The sequence below is a fragment of the Streptomyces sp. HNM0645 genome (assembly GCF_030056615.1).
Taxonomy (GTDB): Bacteria; Actinomycetota; Actinomycetes; order Streptomycetales; family Streptomycetaceae; genus Streptomyces; species Streptomyces marianii.
The window spans coordinates 21,336-38,594 of sequence record NZ_JASHLT010000009.1 but is presented as its reverse complement, the minus strand read 5'-3'; the positions used below and the strand labels follow the sequence as shown (position 1 = coordinate 38,594).

Sequence of the window (17,259 nt, the reverse complement as noted above, 5' to 3'; positions counted from 1 at the left end):
CCGAGGCGGTCGCGGGGGCGGGACCGCCACGTGGTGATGCCGGACCCCGGCGTGCCGCGTCGCCCGCGGGGACCGGGTGACGGTCGCGGGTGCGCGAGGGGTCCCCCGGCCGTTCGGACGGGGTGCCGTCGTCGCAGGCGGGGTGTGTCGCGTTGCCGGGGGCCAGGACCGGGGGCCCGCCGGGTCCGGCATCGGCACGGGCCGACGGTTGACGTTCCGTCACCAGCCGGGCCTGGGGCGGCGAAGACGGTGGATGGGCAGTGGCGGATGCCGGAAGGACCAGGGCGAACGCCGGCGCGAACAGGGCGAGCAGAGCGACGACGAAGGTCCAGCCCGCGGTCCGGGCCGTCATACGTGTGCTCATGCGCCCCCTTCGTGCCGTGCGCGCCCAGCCCAATGACAGGCCAAAGGACAGGTCAACAACTGGTCAAGGCACACGTTATCCAGGGGAAGCTGTTTGCAGCGTTAACTCGGGGTCGCGGATCGAAGAGCGCCCGAAAAAGGTCGTTCGGCTGTCGGGAAACGTCTGTTGGCCTGGGGCTTTCGCTGTGTACCAGGGGCGTGCGCGAGGGTTCCGCGCGCCCCTGAAGTGTTCGACGGTTGCATCTGGAAGTGCTGCGGCAGGGGCGAAGGACGGCTGTCCCGCCGATGGATCGCCGGACCGCCCGGCGTCACGGCGCCCGCGCCGCCGCACGGCAGTACGCGTCGGCCCGCCCCAGCGCGCCGTGCCGGGCGCGGAAGAGCCCGCATGGTCCGGCCCGTTGACCTTCCGCGAGCTCGAACGCCGCATTGGTGCATGCCGGTTGGGGATCGACGGAGCAGAGCAGCCGGGCACGTTCCCGGCGCCGATGGCGGTCCTCGCCGACGCGGGGCGCCTTGCCGCCTCCGCTTCCGACCAACTGCACGTCGGCGACCGGTGGATGTCGCCGGATGTCGCACGCGCCCAGCAGCCGTCAGAGCCGCCGCCGACAACGGGGCCCGCCGATTCCGCCGACCGTTCCGCATCCTGGTACGGAACGCTGGGCAGCGGCTCGGGGAACCAGGGCCACGTACGACTCCCGCCGCACCCGCGCGGAGCGCAGCACGTCGGCCGCGAGCCGCGGCACCGTGTGCCCCCCGGGCCGGGAGGGGGAACACCGACGGGGCGGCGTACGCCGACGAGGTGTCGGGGTACGCCGCCCCGGCCGCGGAACACCCGCGGCCACGGCCCGCGGGCCGGCCCTTCTCCCGCTACTTCGGGTCGCGGCCGAACAGGGACGTGGACCAGGAGTGGCCGAGCGCTGCCAGGCCCAGGCACCAGACGACGGCGAGCCATCCGTTGTGGCCGATCCCGGTGCCGAGCAGTAGTCCGCGCAGGGTCTCGATGGCCGGGGTGAAGGGCTGGTACTCGGCGAACGGCCGGAACCAGCCCGGCATCGCGTCGACCGGCACGAACGCGCTGGAGAGCAGTGGCAGGACCATCAGCGGCAGGGCGTTGTTGCCGGCCGCCTCGGCGTTGGGGCTCGAGAGGCCCATCCCGACCGCGATCCAGGTGAGCGCCGTGGAGACGAGCGCCAACAGCCCCACGGCCAGGACCCACTCCAGGGCCGTGGCGTCCACGGCCCGGAACCCGATGGCCACGGCGACGGCCCCGACGAGGACCACGCTCATCACGCACTGCAGCACGCTGCCGACGACGTGCCCGATGAGCACCGATCCGCGGTGGATCGCCATCGTGCGGAAGCGGGCGATGATGCCCTCGGTCATGTCGTTGGAGACGGACACCGCGCTGCCGATCGTGGTGCCGCCGATCGTCAGCAGCAGGATGCCGGGGACGACGTAGGCGATGTAGTCGGAGCGGTCCGCACCGCCACCGCCGATGCCCGCGCTCATCACGTCGCCGAAGACGTAGACGAAGAGCAGCAGCAGCAGGACCGGCGTGAGCAGCAGGTTCAGGGTGAGGGACGGGTAGCGCCGGGCGTGCAGGAGGTTGCGGCGCAGCATCGTGGCGGAGTCGCGCACGGCGAGTGGCAGGGAGCTCATCGGACGGTCTCCTCGGGATGATCGGGGACGTCGGCACCGGCGGTGAGGGCGAGGAAGACGTCGTCGAGGTCGGTGGTGTGCACGGTCAGTTCGTCGGCCTCGACGCCGGCCGCGTCCAGCCGGTCCAGGAGGGCACGCAGCTCGCGCTGGCTGCCGTCGCCGGGGATCCGCAGGGCGAGGGACTCCTCGTCGGGGGAGGCCTCGTGCAGTGCGGACGCGGCGCTCCGGTACGCGACGGGGTCGGTGAAGCGGAGTCGGACGTGTCCGCCGGGGACGATCCGCTTCAGCTCCTCGGCGGTGCCCTCCGCGGCGATCCTGCCGTCGTTGAGCACCGCGATGCGGTCGGCGAGCTCGTCGGCCTCCTGAAGGTACTGGGTGGTGAGGAAGACGGTGACGCCCTCGGAGACCAACTCGCGGACGATCCGCCACATGTTGTGCCGGGAGCGCGGGTCGAGGCCGGTGGTCGGCTCGTCGAGGAAGATGATCCGCGGGTTGCCGACCAGGGTCATGGCGATGTCGAGGCGGCGTTTCATGCCGCCGGAGTAGGTGGAGGCGGGCTTCTTCGCGGCCTCGGCGAGGCCGAAGCGCTCCAGCAGGTCGGCGGCGACCCGCCGTCCCCCGTGTCTGGAGAGGTGGTGCAGGTCCGCCATCAGGAGCATGTTCTCCTCTCCGGTGATCAGCCCGTCGACCGCGGAGAACTGCCCGGTGACGCCGATGGCGGCGCGCACGGCCTGCGGGTCACCGGCGAGGTCGTGGCCCGCGACCCGGGCCTGCCCGCCGTCGGCGGCGACGAGTGTGGAAAGGATCTTCACGGCGGTGGTCTTGCCGGCGCCGTTCGGGCCGAGCAGCGCGAACACGGACCCGGCCGGGATGTGCAGATCGATGCCGTCGAGGACGGTCTTGCCGCCGTAGGACTTGCGAAGACCGGCGGTGGAGACGGCGGTCGGCGACGGGTGGCGACCGTCGTCCCGACTGGATGTGGGCATGACAGAAGACGGCACGGGGCCCTCCGTTCGAAGGCTGGAGTGTCTGGGAAGTGGGTGTGTCGGGGCAGTTCTTCGGAGGTCAGCCCGTGGCGCGGCGGATGTCGATGTTGCCGTGCCGGGTGCGGGCCCGGACCGTGACGGTGTCCTCGGTCGTCTCGGGGGCCCCGGAAGCGTTGAGCGTGTTGCGCACCTGGCCGGAGCCCGAACTGACGTCGAGCCAGGCGGCCGTGCCCTCGCGGATGCCGACCTCGATGGCGCCGTATGCGGTCTCCAACTGGACGGTGCCGCGGGACACTTCCCCCACACGCAGGGTGCCGTGGGCGGTCGTGGCGGTCACCGAGTCCTCGGCGCGCCGGATCTCGATGTCGCCGTTGGCGCCGCTCACCCGCACCTCCCCGGTCGCGGCGCGGACCGTCGTGGTGCCGTGCGAGTTCTTCAGGACGGCGGGGCCGTCGACGAGTCCGACGCGCAGACTGCCGGAGCTGGTGGTGATCTCGGCCGTGCCCTCGACCCGTTCCACGGTGATCGAGCCGTGGGACGCGGTCAGTCTCAGCGGGCCGGTGGTGTCGAGGCGTACGTCACCGGACGAGGTCTTCACGTGTACCGCGCCGAGCCGGCCCTCGGTGAGCACCTGGGTCCAGGCGCCGGTCGCGTCGACGCGCGAACCCGTGGGCAGTTCGACCGTCACGTCGACGGTACCGGTGCGGCCGAACAGAGCGGACTTGGGCGTCCTGACGGTGAGCGTGCCGTTCGCGTAGGCGACCTCGGTCTGGTCGGCCGCCCGTACGTCCTGGTCCCGCTTGGGGTCGCGGGGCCGCACGTCGACGACGGTGGCGAGGCCGTCGCCCGCGGTGAACTGGAGGGAACCGGCCTCCACGTGCGCGGCGACCGAGATCGGTTCGGGAGTGTCGAAAGAAGGCATGGCTGTCCCGTCCTCTTGGGTCTTCAGGACGTCCCCGCTGGTGGGACGTGGTGTCGGTGAAGTGGTGAGGGCAGGTGCGCGGTCAGCGCACCCAGCCCGTGAAGCTTTGTCCGAGGGTCTGGGTCCTACCGGGCGTACGCTGCCGGGTGCCGCCGTCGACCGCGGCCGACACGGCGCGCACCAGCCACGCGTTGACCGAGAGGCCCTCGCGGCTCGCGGCCTCCTCGGCGCGGGCCTTGAGATGGGCCGGCAGACGCAGGTTGACGCGGGCGGTGCCGCCCTCGTCGCCGTCGGCCGGCGCGGGCGGCGTGAACGTCTCGACGGGGACGGTCGGCTCCACCGGGGCGCCGCCGTCTGCGGGGGGCGGCGTCACCACGAACTCGGGGTCGAGCCCGCGCAGTCGTACGTCGACAGAGCCGGGGGCGAGCTCGCGGGTGATCTCGTCCATCGCGGCGGAGAGCGCCTTGAGGAGGGTCAGCCGGGTCGCCGACTCCAGAGGGGCGGTCAGCCTCCCGGCCAGCTCGCGTGCTTCGTCGCCGCCGGCTTCGGCGGCCACCGCGAGTTCGCGGCGGAGGTTGTCGACATAGGGGGTGAGATCCATGGCGCAATAGTGGCACCACTGTGGCGCTAAGCGCAAGCCCGGATGGTGCCACGCCAGGGTGGGCTTGCTGAAGTGCCTGCCTTGAGCTGCGGAAACGCGCGCGGAGGGTCGGGTTCGGTGTGGCGCCGTATGTGCTCGTGCAGGGCTGTGAAGTGGTGAGGTGGCATCGTTTGGTGCCTTGTGGCACCGCTCTGGTGCCACCTGGTGCGGGGTGGCGCCATGGGGGGCGGTCCGGTCCTCCGGGTGCAACGGGGCCGCGCTGCGATGTCCCCGGATGGTCCGCGTCATGGGTGCGGGGTGCGGGGTGCGGGGTGCGGGGCGTCGGGTGGCGGGGGCGGCTGCGCCCAGGATCCCGCGCCGCGGAGAAGCGCACCGGGACTCATGGGTACGAGTGGCTGGCCGGCGGGCGCCCGTCGCTCGGACGGTTTCCGTTCTGTGATCTTCCGGCGGGCAACCCTCCGTACCGCCGTCCGGTCCAACTCCTGCCGCGTCCTGCGCGGGCCACCCGTCCCCCCACTCCAGAGGTCTTGGTATGAGTCGTCCTTCCGCGCCCCAGCCCTCGTCCGCCGGCCGCACTCCCGCGGCCGCCGGCGGGCGGCCCGCCCGTTCGCGGGCGCCGTTGAGCGCCGTGTGTCTGGTGGCACTGGTTCTGGCAGCCACCGCCTGCAGTGGTGAGGACGGCGCCGCGGTGTCCCCGGCCGGAACCGGCTCGCCGTCGCCGTCGTCTTCGACGGCGCCCGCGACCGTGGGTCCGGCCGCTTCTCCGTCCCCCTCGGCGACGGCGTCCCCGAGCGCCTCGGCGACGCGCCCGGCGGAACCCGTGCGCGTCGCCGAGCCCAGCGGGACCGCGGAGCAGCGCGGGGCGGGCAGCGGGCAGACGTCACGTCCTGTGTCGGGCGGACAGCGGGACGACTCCCAGGGCGAGCCGCAGAGCGTCCCGCAGAACCCCAACCGCGGCACCGACCCGCCGCCGGCTCCGTCGCGGCCCGTGCCCACGCCGGAGTGGAGCGATGCCGTCTGGCAGCCGGGCGACCCGGTCGAGGAGCGGTAGGGGCGGAGCGGGAGGAGCCCCGAGCCGCGCGAAGTGCTCCCTCGGCACCGGGCCCGAGCGGTCGCCGTCCTGAGGACGACGCGGAGGCGGCGCGCTCAGCCGCAGGGCGGAACAGGCGTCGGCGCCACACCGTCCGACGTCATTCGGTACCGGCTCCGGGGCCGAATGACGCGCCGTCAGCGCCCGGCGCACCGGCATCTCGCCCCTCCCGTGCGCAGTCGAGGGCGTCATGCGCCGTACGCGCTTCCGTGCGCCCTGTTCCCGCTCCGGAGCGCAGAAGGCGCACTCCGCTTGTGGAGAGCGCTCCTGTGCCTCCCCGTTCGCGACTAGTCATCCGATACGGGGGCAACGGCTGTACGTACTGACCGTTGGTGTCCGGCCGATCACGTTGAGCGGCAGGACGGTTGAGGGGGCGAGGCGTGATTCGGGTACTGCTGGTGCACGACAGCTGTCTGATGCGGTCCGCACTGACGGCGTTGCTCGGGCGGGAGCACGACCTGGAGGTGAGCGAGTCGTCGTGGCGGGCGGCCGTCGGGCAGGTCCGCTCCCTGCAGCCGCACGTGTGCATAGTGGACGTCGAGTGCCCGGGCGCGGCCATGCTGGGGAGCCTGATCGGCCGGCTGCGGCGTGCGACCGGGTCGGCCGCGGCGCTCCTCGTGCTCGCCACCGGCACCAGACCCGGTCTGCTGCGCCGCGCCTTCGACGCCGGAGCCCTCGGGTACGTCAGCAAGGACGCGGGACCGCAGCGGTTGCTCGACGGCATCAGGCAGGTGGCCGCGGGCGAGCGGTTCGTCGATGAGTCGCTCGCCTTCGGCTTCCTCCAGGCCGCGGAGATGCCCCTGACGTCGCGTGAGCTCAGCGTCCTGCGCATGGCCGCGGAAGGAGCGACGATCGCCGAGATCGCGCGCGGTCTCCACCTGTCCCACGGGACCGTACGCAACTACATGTCCGCGATCACCCGCAAGACCGGAGCCCGCAACCGGGTCGACGCCATACGGATATCCCAGCACGCCGGCTGGGTCTGAGCATCGCACGACCAGGCCGGCCGGTCGGCGCCGCTCATCCTGCCTGCCAGTGCCCCACGAGATCGCGGTAGGTCTCGGAACGTTCGAGCAGCTCCTCGTGGCGCCCGGCCGTCGCTGTCACCCCGTCGAGAACCAGGACGCGGTCCGCGCGCCGTGCGGACGAGAGCCGGTGTGCGATCACCAGCAGTGTCCCCGGCCGGTCGGCGAAGGCACGCTCGGCGCGGGCCTCGGCCGCCGGATCCAGATGGCAGGTCGCCTCGTCCAGCAGGACCAGGCGCGCCGGGGCGAGGTACGCCCGTGCCAGGGCGACCAGTTGGCGCTCGCCCTCCGAGAGGGCCGCGGGATCGATCCGGGTGTCCAGCCCGCCCGGCCAGTGCGCCAGGCGGTCGAGGCCGACGGCGTGCACCGCGGCCTCCACGGAGGCCGTCGGGGCGCCGTCGGGGCACAGGTACAGCAGGTTGTCCCGGAGGCTGCCCCCGAACACGTAGGCCTCCTGCGGAATCAGCGCCCGCCCGGCCGCGAACGCGTCCCGGTCCGGACGGTGCACGGGCCTGCCGCCGATCAGCAGCTGCCCGCGGTCCGGGACCAGCAGCCCGGCGACCAGACCGAAGAGAGTGGACTTGCCGATACCGCTCGGGCCGACGACGGCGAGGTGCTCACCCGGCTCCACCAGCAGATCGAGGCCGTCGATCACGGGCGTCGCGCCGGGGCCGTAGGAGAAGGAGAGAGACCGCAGTTCCAGGCCCGGTGCCGCGTCGCCGGACTCCCCGGGCGGCGCCACCGGCGGAGCCGGGCGCCCGGGGACCGTGACCGCGCCACGTGACTTCGGACGCGGGGCCGCGCGGGGCGGAACCCGGCCCACGGCCGCCTCGGCGGGCGTCGAGCCAGGAGCCGAGGGCTCGCCGGGGCCGGTGAGGCGGTCGAGGATCACCAGCAGCCGGGTGCCGGCCGCGCCCAGGCCGTTCATCAGGGTGTTCAGGGCCGGCAGCAGAGCCTGCGTCAGGTAGGTGAGAGCGCCGAGCAGTTCCCCGGCGGTGACCCCTCGGTCCAGCAGCCAGGGCGCGGTGGCCAGGAGCAGGACGACCGGCGCCTGACCGGCCACCCCGAGTGCGAGGGTCCGCACGGCGGCCCACCGGGCGAGTGCCCGCGCGGACCGGGTCTGGGCGTCGACCAGCGAGCCGGCCGCGTCCTCGGTGCGCGCCTGCGCACCGCAGGCGACGATGTCCCGGAGCCCGGCGACGTCGGAACCGAGCCGGGCGGCGAGTTCCTCGTCGGTACGCAGGAAGTCCCGCTGCCGGGTCGCCATCGGACGCAGCGCCGCGGCGAAGAGCACGAGCCCGGCGGCCAGTGGCGGCAGGACGACCACCAGCAGCGCGGGTGCCAGCGCCGCGAGGCCCGCCACGACGCCCGCGGCAGTGAAGACGAAGGACCTGGTCACCATCACCAGCCCGGCGAACCCGTCCCGTGCCGCCTCCGTCTGGTGGGTCAGCCGGGAGACTGCCGCATGGCCGGTGTGTCTCCGCTGCCCGGCGACCGCTGCGGACAGGGCCGAGGAGACGACCCTGCGGACAAGGCCGTCTCGCAGCGGTTCCACGAGGTCGGCGAGACGGCGGAACACGCGTTCCGTGGCGGTTCCACCGGCGACGACCGCCGCGGCGGCCAGGGCCAGCCAGACGAGTCCCACGCCCGGACGCCCGGCGAGGAACCCCCGGTCGAGCGCCGCCGCCACGGCGTAACCGCCGAGGAAGGTCTGCGCGGACTCCAGCAGTGACCAGCCGCCGAGGCGCAGGAGCACCCCGCGCCGCCGGGTGAGGAACGGGACGGCCGGCGGCAGTGTCCTGCGCAGCGCCCCCCGAGCGGGATCGGTGGCCGGTGGCGTGGCTGCGCCGTCGTCCGGATTCGTGCCCCCCGCACCGGGCCGGAGCGCACCGTCCGCCGCCGACGGCGCCGCTCCCGTGGCCGATCGGGCCGGTCCCGCGGTCGTCCGCTCCCGTCCTGCGGCCGTCATGCCGTCCCGCCCGTCAGCTGGTGGCCCTCAGCCGGGTCGCTCCCCGGTCCGTGGTCGTCCGGGCGGTGGTGCGGCGTTGCCTGGTTCGCGGCGGATCGGCTCGGCGTCGCGCGGTGCTCCGTCGGGCGGCTCGACGCCGCGCGGCCGTCACGCGCGGTGCCGTCACCGGCTCGCGCGACGCCCGGCACGGCGTCCGCCCCTGCGGTGCCCGGCACTCGGTCCGGCGCCTCGCCGGGGGCGGCGAACACGGCACGGTACTCGGGCAGCGCCCACAGCGCGGCATGCGGACCGACCGCCCTGACGCGGCCGCCGTCGAGCCATGCGACGAGGTCGGCCCGCGCCGCCGACGAGACCCGGTGGGCGACGACGAGACGGGTACCGGGCCGTACCTGGTACAACAGGGCCCGCGCGACCTGGCGTTCGGTGACGCTGTCCAGGCTCGACGTGGCGTCGTCGAGGACGAGCAGCCGTCCGGCATGGGCGAAGGCCCGTGCGAGGCCCAGTCGTTGAGCCTCACCGCCGGACAGCGGGGCGCGGGTCAGCGGTGTGGCGTAGCCGTCCGGCAGCCGGCGTACGAAAGCATCCGCGCCCGCCGCCCGGGCGGCGCCGGTGACCTCGGTCATGGACGGTTCGCAGGGCCCGAAGGCGATGGCCTCCCGCACGGTCGCGCCGAACAACGCGGGCCGCTCGAAGGCGTACGCCACCTCCCGGCGCAGGACGTCACGTTCGATCTCCGCCACGGGGACGCCGTCCAGGAAGACGGTGCCGGCGTCCGGGTCGTCCAGTCGTCCGGGAAGCCGGGCCAGAGCCGTCTTCCCCGAGCCCGACCGGCCCACCAGGGCCAGCGTGGCACCGCCCGGCACGACCAGGTCGACGCCCCCCAGCACGGTCCGGCCGTCGCGCACCACCGAGACGGCGCGGAACTCCAGCCGGCCGGGACCGTCGGCGGGGAGCCCCCGCTTTCCGTACGCGATGACGGGTACGGCCATCGCCTCGGCGGTGCGCCGCGCCGCGGCCCGGCCGCGCAGGAGGCCCGACAGTTGCCCGACGACGGCACCGACGCCCGCGGCCAGGGCCGCGTAGCGGAGCGCGGCCAGCAGCTCGCCGACGCTCATCTCCCCTGCCGCCACACGCAGTCCGCCGACCGCGAGCACTCCGGTCTCCAGCAGGGGCAGCAGCACCGCGCCGCGGGCGACGGCTCGGCCGTAGACGTGCCACATGTGCCGCCCCCTGGCGGCGAGTTCCGGCAGGGGGGCGAGGATGCGTGCGCGTTCCCGCTCCCACGTGCCGGCGGCGGCGACGGTGCGGGCTCCGTCGAGCGCCTCGACCAGACGGGCGGCGATGTTCCCCTGGACCTTCTGGTACTCGGCTACCCCGGCGGAGGTCTCGCGGGTGAACGCGCGGACGAGCAGCACCAGCAGCGGCGCTCCCGCCACGAAGACGGCAGCCGTCCACAGATCCGTCACGGCGAGCGCGACCAGTCCGCCGACCGGCAGCACCAGAGCCGGTACGGCTGCCGCGGCGGTCGCGGGTGTCGTGGCGGCCTCCGTCACGTTGGCCGTCAGCCGGGTCACGAGATCCCCGCCGGTGAACCGCTCGGCCGCCCTCGGCCCGGCGGCGAGCACCCGGCCCAGGGCACGGCGGCGGATGCGCGCGGCCGAGACCGCGGTGAGCGTGCCGGTGAGGTGCGCGGAGGCCGCGTCGCACAGGATGTCCGCGACGACGAGTGCCGCGCACAGCGCCAGCCACGGTCCGGCCTCCGCCGCCCCGGCGAGGACGAGGTCCAGTGACCGGCCGAGCAGGGCGGGCAGGGCGATGGCTGCGCCCGCCGACAGCAGGCCCGCCGCGACGAGCGCCGCGGTCCGTCCGGCGGACTCCCGTACCGCGTCCGTCAGCAGCGAGCGGGCGCCGCCGGACCCGGACGGCCCGTCGACGCCGCGGGTGCGGTCACCGGCCACGGGCGCCGGACGTTGGGTGGTCATGGGCGCTCCCTCGTCGTCCGAGCCGAACGGTCCCGGGCGAGGGAACCGCCCGGGACCGTTCGGACTGTGTCACCGGCGTCGCACGGACTGCCCGCGCGACGACCGGGTCAGTTGCAGGTGGTGACGCTCAGGCTGCTGTCGCCGCAGAGCAGCAGGCTCGCGCGGCTGCCGCCGCCGGTGGCGATCTCGTCCGTGAGCTCGTCCTTCGGGGTCTCCATGCTCTGCAGGTCGAGAAGCGACATGATGGTCTTCCTTTCTCGGGGACGGAATGTGCCTTGCCATGACCTCCGATGACCGGAGGTCAGCTCTGGGGGCCGTTCGCACGGCCGGGCGGAACGGGCGGAAGGAACGGCAACTGCACCGGCGCGTCGTCCAGCGCGGCACCGAGGGCCAGCAGACAGCCCGCCGTTCCCGTGGCGAGGTCCATGGAGAGCCGCATCATCTGCTCGCCCGGGAAGGCGAGACGGCCCTCGTACGGCAGGGCGTGCCAGGACAGGACACCGATCTGCCGTGCCAGGTCGGCCCGTGAGGTGCCGGGCCCGGCCGCGGCCGTCCGGCTCAGGTGCAACACCATGCCGGCGGCCCCACGGAAGAGTCCGGGCTGCGCGTAGAACTTCGCCTGCGCGGCTCGTACGATTTCCTGCCGCGCCCGGGTGAAACGGTCGTCGTCGCCGTGGACGAGCCAGTCGTCGAGCACCATGCCGATGCCGGCGCTGCCCGCACCGAGATAGGGCATGGTGCGCCAGCCCTCGTCGACCTGGAGCGCTCCGCCCGCGCCGTGGACGCAGCGGTCCAGATCGCGGTGCAGCGCATCGGCCGCGAGGCCGAGCAGGGACGGATCGCCCGTCCGTTCGTACAGGCGCAGGTGCAGCAGGGCCGGGCCGGAGGCGCCGTGGAGCAGTCCGGCCCGCTGCCGGGCGGGCTGGGCGCGATCCGCCGCCGCAGTGCGGGCGACGAGCCGGCCGCAGCGGAGGGCGGCGTCCCGCAGCGAGCTCTCGCCGGTGGACTCCGCGAGTGCGTCGAGGGCGAGGCCGACGCCCGCGAGACCGCCGTGCAGATCCGGCCCCATGGCCGACCAGTCCTCGGCGAGGACGAGGTCGACCAGGTCCATGGCCGCCGCCCGGTGCCCGAGGCGGTCCAGCGTCCAGGCGATGCCGGCGAGCCCGTCGTAGAAGCCGAGAGGGGTGCCGGACGCCGGACGGCGCACGGTACGCAGCAGCCACTCCTCGGCCTCGGGCCAGGCGCCGCAGCCGGTCTCGGCGAGCGCGTACAGCACTCCGGCCGTGCCGTGGGCGAAGCAGGCGCCGCCCACGGGACCGGCGAACTGGGCTATGTCCCCGGGCAGGCAGCGGTCCTCCCGGCCGAAGCGGGCCGAGGCGCGGATGGCCTCCGCCATCGAGTCGCGGCTGCGCGGCCAGTCGCCCGGCTCGACGGGCAGGTAGTCCGGCCCGTGCGTCTCGGCCGGTTTCGCGGAGGGGTTCGTGGGCGGTGTCGCGGCCGGTGTCACGGAGGTATCCGCGGGAGACGTCTCGGCCGGTTTCTGGGAGGGCGCCGACGAGGTCCTCCCGGAGTACGGGGCGGACGGGAGACCGCGGGTGATCTCCGCGACGGCCGTGTCCAGGAAGGCGCGGTCCACCGGGAAGTTCTCGGCCACGATCTCCGCCAGATGGGCCGCCTTCGCCCGGTCAACGGCGAACAGGCTGGTCAGCGGAAGGAACAGGGCGAGACGCAGGCAGGCGAGGGCGTACCGGTCGACATCGGCGCCCCTGCGGTCCGCGGGGGCCACGAAACCGGGGTTGGCGATGACCTGGCGGCGGCCTTCCCCGATCGGTGCGGCCGCCTCGAAGTCCAGCAGCACCACGGACGACTCGTCCTCGGAGACCATGATGTTGAACAGGTGCAGGTCGTTGAAGACCACCCCCCGTGCGTGGATCCGCGCCACCGCGTCCTCCACCAACCCGTGGACGCGCAGCGCCCACTCCGTGTAGGCGGCGAGGGCCCGGTCGCCGGGGTTCTCCTCGATGAGTGGATGGCGCCGGGCGAAGAAGCTGTTGAGCGGCCGGCCCTCGATGTACTCCAGGACGAGGAAGCGATGGTCGCCGAGCGTGAACCAGTCCAGCACCTCCGGCGTGCAGTCGAGCCCGGACAGGCGCTCCAATGCGTCCTTCTCCCGCTCCAGCCGCGTCACCGCGTCCGCGCCGTCGGCCGCCAGCCCGGCGTGCGGCCGGCCCTCCTTGAGCACGACCCGTCTGCCCGTCCGCTCGTCCCGGCCGGCGTAGACGCCGCCGCCGTTGGAGAAGTGCAGGGCACGTTCCACGGTGTAGGGGATGCCGTCGGTGGTGGTGGCCGCCCGTGCCTCCGCGTGCGGGCGGAGGAAGCCGGGCAGTGTGATCCACTCCGGCACGTGGAAGGCGGGCCCGCGGACGTCCGGGACGAGCCGCCCCGAGCCGTCCTCGACGGCGGGCCGTAACTCCCCCTGTTCGTCGCGGCAGTGCCGCTCCGTGAAGCTCCCGTACCGCACGAAGACGGGCCCGGCACCCCAACGCAGATCACTCAGGATGTACGGTCCGGGTTCCCCGGCCAGGAGGGCGTCGAGATCCTCGGCCGCGGTCCGGCACTGTGCGTCGTCGGCGGGGTAGACGGTGATGAACTTGCCGCTCCCCGCCCGCTCCGCGTACTTGGCGTTGCGGATGTGCAGCAGATGCCGGCTCGGTACGAACTTGAAGGCGATGTCCCGGGGCACGCAGTAGTCCCAGACCTGGGCGAGCACCTTCTCCGCGTTGTCGAGACAGGCCGAGACATGGATCTTCCAGCCCTGCGCCGGCAGGTGGCTGTCGAGTGGACGGTACGCGAGCCAGTCGCCCTTGCGGTGCCGCTGCCAGCCCGCCGGCGCCTCGCGGCGCGCCGCCTCGTACGGCCTGCCCGGTCCGTCCCCGTCCTCGGCGAGCCGGTGCGGGGCGTCGTAGAACGTCCGGTCGGCGTCGCAGTAGACGGCGTACCCCTTGTTCATCTCGCTCCCCCTGTGGCCGGTTTCGACGTCCCGAAGACTGGCACGGTTCGGCAGGGCCCCGACAGTCACAACTGACACCAAGGGACCGTGAGGAACTCACGAGTAACCGGCGTGCGGCAGGACGCCGGGCGGCGGTCTGCCGGCCGGGTGGTCGGTCGGCGTCCGCGGCCGCCGACCGACAGGCACCGGCGATGTTCCGTGAAACTGCGTCGTTCCCGCGTCCGCGTCCCCGCGCGGGCGGGGCCCCACCGGGGCCGGCCGACGTGCACGGGCTCGTCACGGCGGCGCGGGTCCGGGCTCAGTCCGCCACGAGGACCACTTCCAGGGTCCGGGGCCCGTGGACCCCCTCGACCCGGTCCAGCTCGATGTCGCTCGTCGCCGACGGGCCGCTGATCCACGTCAGCGGACGGGACGGGTCCAGCCGCCCGAGAGCCCGCGGCACCGAGTCGACGACCTGCTCCGGGACCCGCACCACACAGATGTGGTGGTCCGGGACGAGCGTGATCCGGCGCCTGCCCTGCGCCGGGCCGCCGTCCAGCACGATCGTGCCGGTCTCGGCGACGGCGACGGCGCAGCCGGTGACGACGCTGTCCACGGCGTCGAGCTCCCGAGGGGTGCCCCCCGCACGGTCGGCGATCCGCACGGCGTCCGCCGCCGCCAGCCACCGCGGTGGCAGGCCGTCCGGCACCAGCACCGACGCGGAACCGCGCTCCGCCAGCAGCCGGGCGAGGAGCCCCGCCAGCCCGTCCGCGGAACAGCGGTGCACGAGCGCCCGGTAGTCCGTGAGGTTCTCGGCGAGCAGGTCCGCCGTCTGCTCCGGCGTGCGCGCACCGTGGACGCGCAGATAGTCGCGGGCGACCGGCACGTCACCGGGCCGTTCCTCGCGCGGTACGTCCGCCAGGGCGCGGCGGACCCGGCCGAGTACCGTGTCCCTGCTGCTCACTCGGTGCCCTCCCCTCGTGTGCGCTGCCACCAGTCGCGGAACGACTCGGCAGGCACCTCCGGCACCGCCCGGGTGTCCGTCCAGGCCCGGCCGGGCCCCGGCAGGTTCTCCGGATGCAGCCGGCGGGTGCGCGCGGCGAGACGCTGGACCGTGCGCAGCACCCCCGGGTGGTCGAACGTCCAGCGGGCGGCGCGCATCGCGGCCCGCTCGGCGGCGTGGCCCTTCGCCGGGCGGATGACGACCTTCCTTCCGTCGCGGGTCACCGGACCGCCTTCGACGACCCGTTCCCGCAGGTGTACCAGCACCTCCGGGATGTCGATGGCGACCGGGCACACCTCGTAGCAGGCGCCGCACAGTGACGAGGCGTAGGGCAGTGAGGCGTCCAGCTCACTGTCCGTGCCGCGCAGTTGGGGCGTGAGGACGGCGCCGATCGGGCCGGGATAGGCGGATCCGTACGCATGGCCGCCGGCCCGTTCGTACACCGGGCAGACGTTGAGGCAGGCCGAGCAGCGGATACAGCGCAGTGCCTGGCGTCCGACAGTGTCGGCGAGGGTGTCGGTGCGGCCGTTGTCGAGCAGCACGAGGTGGAACGCGCGCGGGCCGTCGCCGTCGGTGGTGCCCGTCCACATGCTGGTGTACGGATTCATGCGCTCGGCCGTGGAGGAGCGGGGGAGCAGTTGCAGGAACACCTCCAGGTCCCGCCATGTCGGTACGACCTTCTCGATGCCGACGACGGAGATCAGCGTCTCGGGAAGCGTGAGGCACATCCGCCCGTTGCCCTCCGACTCGACCACCACGAGCGTGCCGGTCTCGGCGACCATGAAGTTGGCGCCCGAGATCGCGACCTTGGCGCGGAGGAACTTCTCCCGCAGGTGAAGCCGGGCCGCCTCGGCGAGGTCGGCGGGCCGGTCGGTCAGCCCGTCCGGGGCGGGCCTGCCCCAATCCGCCATCCTCGCGCGGAAGATGTCGCGGATCTCGGAGCGGTTCCGGTGGATGGCGGGGACGAGGATGTGCGACGGGAGGTCGTCGCCGAGTTGCACGATCAGCTCGGCGAGGTCGGTCTCGCAGGCGGTGATGCCGGCCTCCGCCAGCGCTTCGTTGAGCCCGATCTCCTGTGTGGCCATCGACTTGACCTTGATGACCTCGGTCTCGCCGGTTGCGCGGACGAGCCGGGTGACGATGCGGTTCGCCTCGGCGGCGTCGGCCGCCCAGTGGACGTGGCCACCCGCCGCCGTCACCGCGTACTCCACCTGCTCCAGGTAGTGGTCGAGGTGGCGCAGCGTACGGGTCTTGATCGCGGCGCCGGCGGCCCGCAGCCGCTGCCAGTCGTCGAGTTCGGCGACTGCCCTGGCTCGCTTGTCGCGGATGGTGTGCGTGGCGTGGCGCAGGTTGCCGCGCAGGGTGGCGTTCCGCGTGGAGCGGGCCGCGGCCTTCGGGAAGGCGGGCATGCCGAGATACGTACCGCCGCTCATCGCGGGTCCCCTTCCGTGCTCGCGAGGATTTCGGCGATGTGGACCGGGCGGACCGCCGACCCGAGGCGGCTGAGTGTCCCCCCGATGTGCATCTGGCAGGAGTTGTCGACGGTGCACACCACCTCCGCGCCCGTAGAGGCGATGTTGCGGGCCTTGTCGGCCCCCATCGCCGCGGAGACGGCGGCGTTCTTGACGGCGAAGGTGCCGCCGAAGCCGCAGCATTCCTCGGCGCCGGGCAGTTCGCGCAGTTCCAGGCCCTCGACCTGCTCCAGCAGCCGGCGGGGCCGGTCGCCGAGGCCGAGCATCCGCAGGCCGTGGCAGGTGGGGTGGTAGGTGACGGTGTGCGGGTAGTACGCGCCGACGTCCACGACCTGGAGCACATCGACCAGGAACTCGGTCAGCTCGTACGTCTTCGGCACCGCGCGGGCCGCGGCCTCGGCGAGCTCCCGGCCGCGGCCCTCGGCGGCGGCCTTCGCACCGATGCGCGGGTAGTTGTCGCGGACCATGGCGGCGCAGGAGCCGGAGGGCGTGACGACGTAGTCGTAGGCGTCGAACGCGGTGGCGTAGCGGCGCACCAGCGGTTCGGTCTCGTGCCGGTAACCGGTGTTGAACTGCGGCTGGCCGCAACAGGTCTGCGCCGGTGGGAAGTCCACCTCCGCACCGAGGCGCTCCAGGAGGGTGACGACGGCCCGGCCGGTGCGCGGGAAGAGCGTGTCGTTGACGCAGGTGACGAAGAGCGCGACCCGCATGGCTCTGTCCCTCCTCGGCGGTTCCGGCCACGGCACCGGATCGGGCATCGGCACGGGCATCCGGGCCGGCTCCGGCGTCGGCCTCCGGCTCGGACACCGAATCCGGTGCGGGCGCCGGCCCGGGCTCCGGTGAGACGGGCTTCGGCCCGCTGCCCCCGGCTCGGACGTCGCCCGTGGGTTCCTGGTGCCGTGGCACCCGAGTCTCGCACAGGAGGCCCCCGAGCTCGGGCAGACCTCCGATCATGTGTCGGCCGTGCCGGTCTGCGCGAGGACGTTCCCGAGTGCGTCGGCCTCGGCGGGCAGCCCGCAGGTGTCCGCCGGCGGGCGGGGGACCGGCTCGCCCGCCCGCCGGCGAGCGCCGAATGGGCCGACCGGCCGCCCGGCGCCGACGGTGGCGGGAGAGCCGTCCCGTGCACGTTCCCCCGGCGCTCCGCGCGAGGTGGGCGTTGCGAGACGCGGCTCCGTGGACGCCCACGGCCGAGAGGCTG

Annotated in this window: 13 protein-coding genes; 2 read left to right on the top strand and 11 right to left on the bottom strand. The window is 73.9% G+C overall.

Annotated features, from left to right (window positions below):
- Positions 1-1,230: 1,230 nt before the first annotated feature.
- From QMZ92_RS07755 to QMZ92_RS07740, 4 genes are all read right to left on the bottom strand, one after another.
- On the bottom strand, positions 1,231-2,022 hold the full coding sequence (locus tag QMZ92_RS07755) for an ABC transporter permease (RefSeq protein ID WP_283296480.1): 792 nt from the start codon (positions 2,020-2,022) through the stop codon (positions 1,231-1,233).
- The gene (locus QMZ92_RS07750; protein ID WP_283296479.1) at positions 2,019-3,008 is read right to left on the bottom strand and encodes an ATP-binding cassette domain-containing protein; all 990 of its coding nucleotides are present in this window, start codon (positions 3,006-3,008) and stop codon (positions 2,019-2,021) included. The genes QMZ92_RS07755 and QMZ92_RS07750 overlap by 4 nt, the downstream gene beginning before the upstream one ends.
- A 79-nt stretch (positions 3,009-3,087) precedes the next feature.
- The gene (locus tag QMZ92_RS07745) at positions 3,088-3,930 is read right to left on the bottom strand and encodes a DUF4097 family beta strand repeat-containing protein (RefSeq protein ID WP_283296478.1); all 843 of its coding nucleotides are present in this window, start codon (positions 3,928-3,930) and stop codon (positions 3,088-3,090) included.
- Positions 3,931-4,012: 82 nt separating this feature from the next.
- Positions 4,013-4,531 (bottom strand): toxin-antitoxin system HicB family antitoxin, encoded by a 519-nt coding sequence (locus QMZ92_RS07740; protein WP_283296477.1) that lies wholly within the window; start codon positions 4,529-4,531, stop codon positions 4,013-4,015.
- Positions 4,532-5,351: 820 nt separating this feature from the next.
- Here QMZ92_RS07740 and QMZ92_RS07735 point away from each other — a divergent pair.
- Positions 5,352-5,582: a hypothetical protein gene (locus QMZ92_RS07735; protein WP_283296476.1), complete on the top strand. Its 231-nt coding sequence runs from the start codon at positions 5,352-5,354 to the stop codon at positions 5,580-5,582.
- Positions 5,583-6,001: 419 nt separating this feature from the next.
- Positions 6,002-6,607, top strand: coding sequence for a response regulator transcription factor (locus QMZ92_RS07730; RefSeq protein ID WP_283296475.1), 606 nt, complete (start codon positions 6,002-6,004; stop codon positions 6,605-6,607).
- Between the two features lie 34 nt (positions 6,608-6,641).
- Here the strand turns inward: QMZ92_RS07730 and QMZ92_RS07725 are convergent, their stop codons facing one another.
- The 7 genes from QMZ92_RS07725 to QMZ92_RS07695 all read right to left on the bottom strand — a co-directional run bounded on the left by QMZ92_RS07725 (position 6,642) and on the right by QMZ92_RS07695 (position 16,771).
- Complete coding sequence (locus QMZ92_RS07725) at positions 6,642-8,615, bottom strand: ATP-binding cassette domain-containing protein (RefSeq protein WP_283296474.1); 1,974 nt, start codon at positions 8,613-8,615, stop codon at positions 6,642-6,644.
- Complete coding sequence (locus QMZ92_RS07720) at positions 8,612-10,597, bottom strand: ABC transporter ATP-binding protein (protein ID WP_283296473.1); 1,986 nt, start codon at positions 10,595-10,597, stop codon at positions 8,612-8,614. Before QMZ92_RS07720 ends, QMZ92_RS07725 begins: the two co-directional genes overlap by 4 nt.
- Before the next feature lie 107 nt (positions 10,598-10,704).
- A complete protein-coding gene (locus QMZ92_RS07715) occupies positions 10,705-10,839 on the bottom strand; it encodes a SapB/AmfS family lanthipeptide (protein ID WP_093652864.1) in 135 nt (44 codons plus the stop codon).
- A gap of 59 nt (positions 10,840-10,898) precedes the next feature.
- Positions 10,899-13,607, bottom strand: coding sequence for a class III lanthionine synthetase LanKC (lanKC, locus tag QMZ92_RS07710; protein ID WP_283296472.1), 2,709 nt, complete (start codon positions 13,605-13,607; stop codon positions 10,899-10,901).
- A 298-nt stretch (positions 13,608-13,905) separates the two neighbouring features.
- Positions 13,906-14,550, bottom strand: a complete 645-nt coding sequence (locus QMZ92_RS07705; protein ID WP_283296471.1) for a LutC/YkgG family protein — start codon at positions 14,548-14,550, stop codon at positions 13,906-13,908.
- Positions 14,547-16,022, bottom strand: a complete 1,476-nt coding sequence (locus tag QMZ92_RS07700; RefSeq protein ID WP_283296470.1) for a lactate utilization protein B — start codon at positions 16,020-16,022, stop codon at positions 14,547-14,549. The genes QMZ92_RS07705 and QMZ92_RS07700 overlap by 4 nt, the downstream gene beginning before the upstream one ends.
- Entirely contained in the window at positions 16,019-16,771 is a 753-nt protein-coding gene (locus QMZ92_RS07695) for a (Fe-S)-binding protein (RefSeq protein WP_283296469.1), read from the bottom strand. The genes QMZ92_RS07700 and QMZ92_RS07695 overlap by 4 nt, the downstream gene beginning before the upstream one ends.
- Positions 16,772-17,259: the final 488 nt, after the last annotated feature.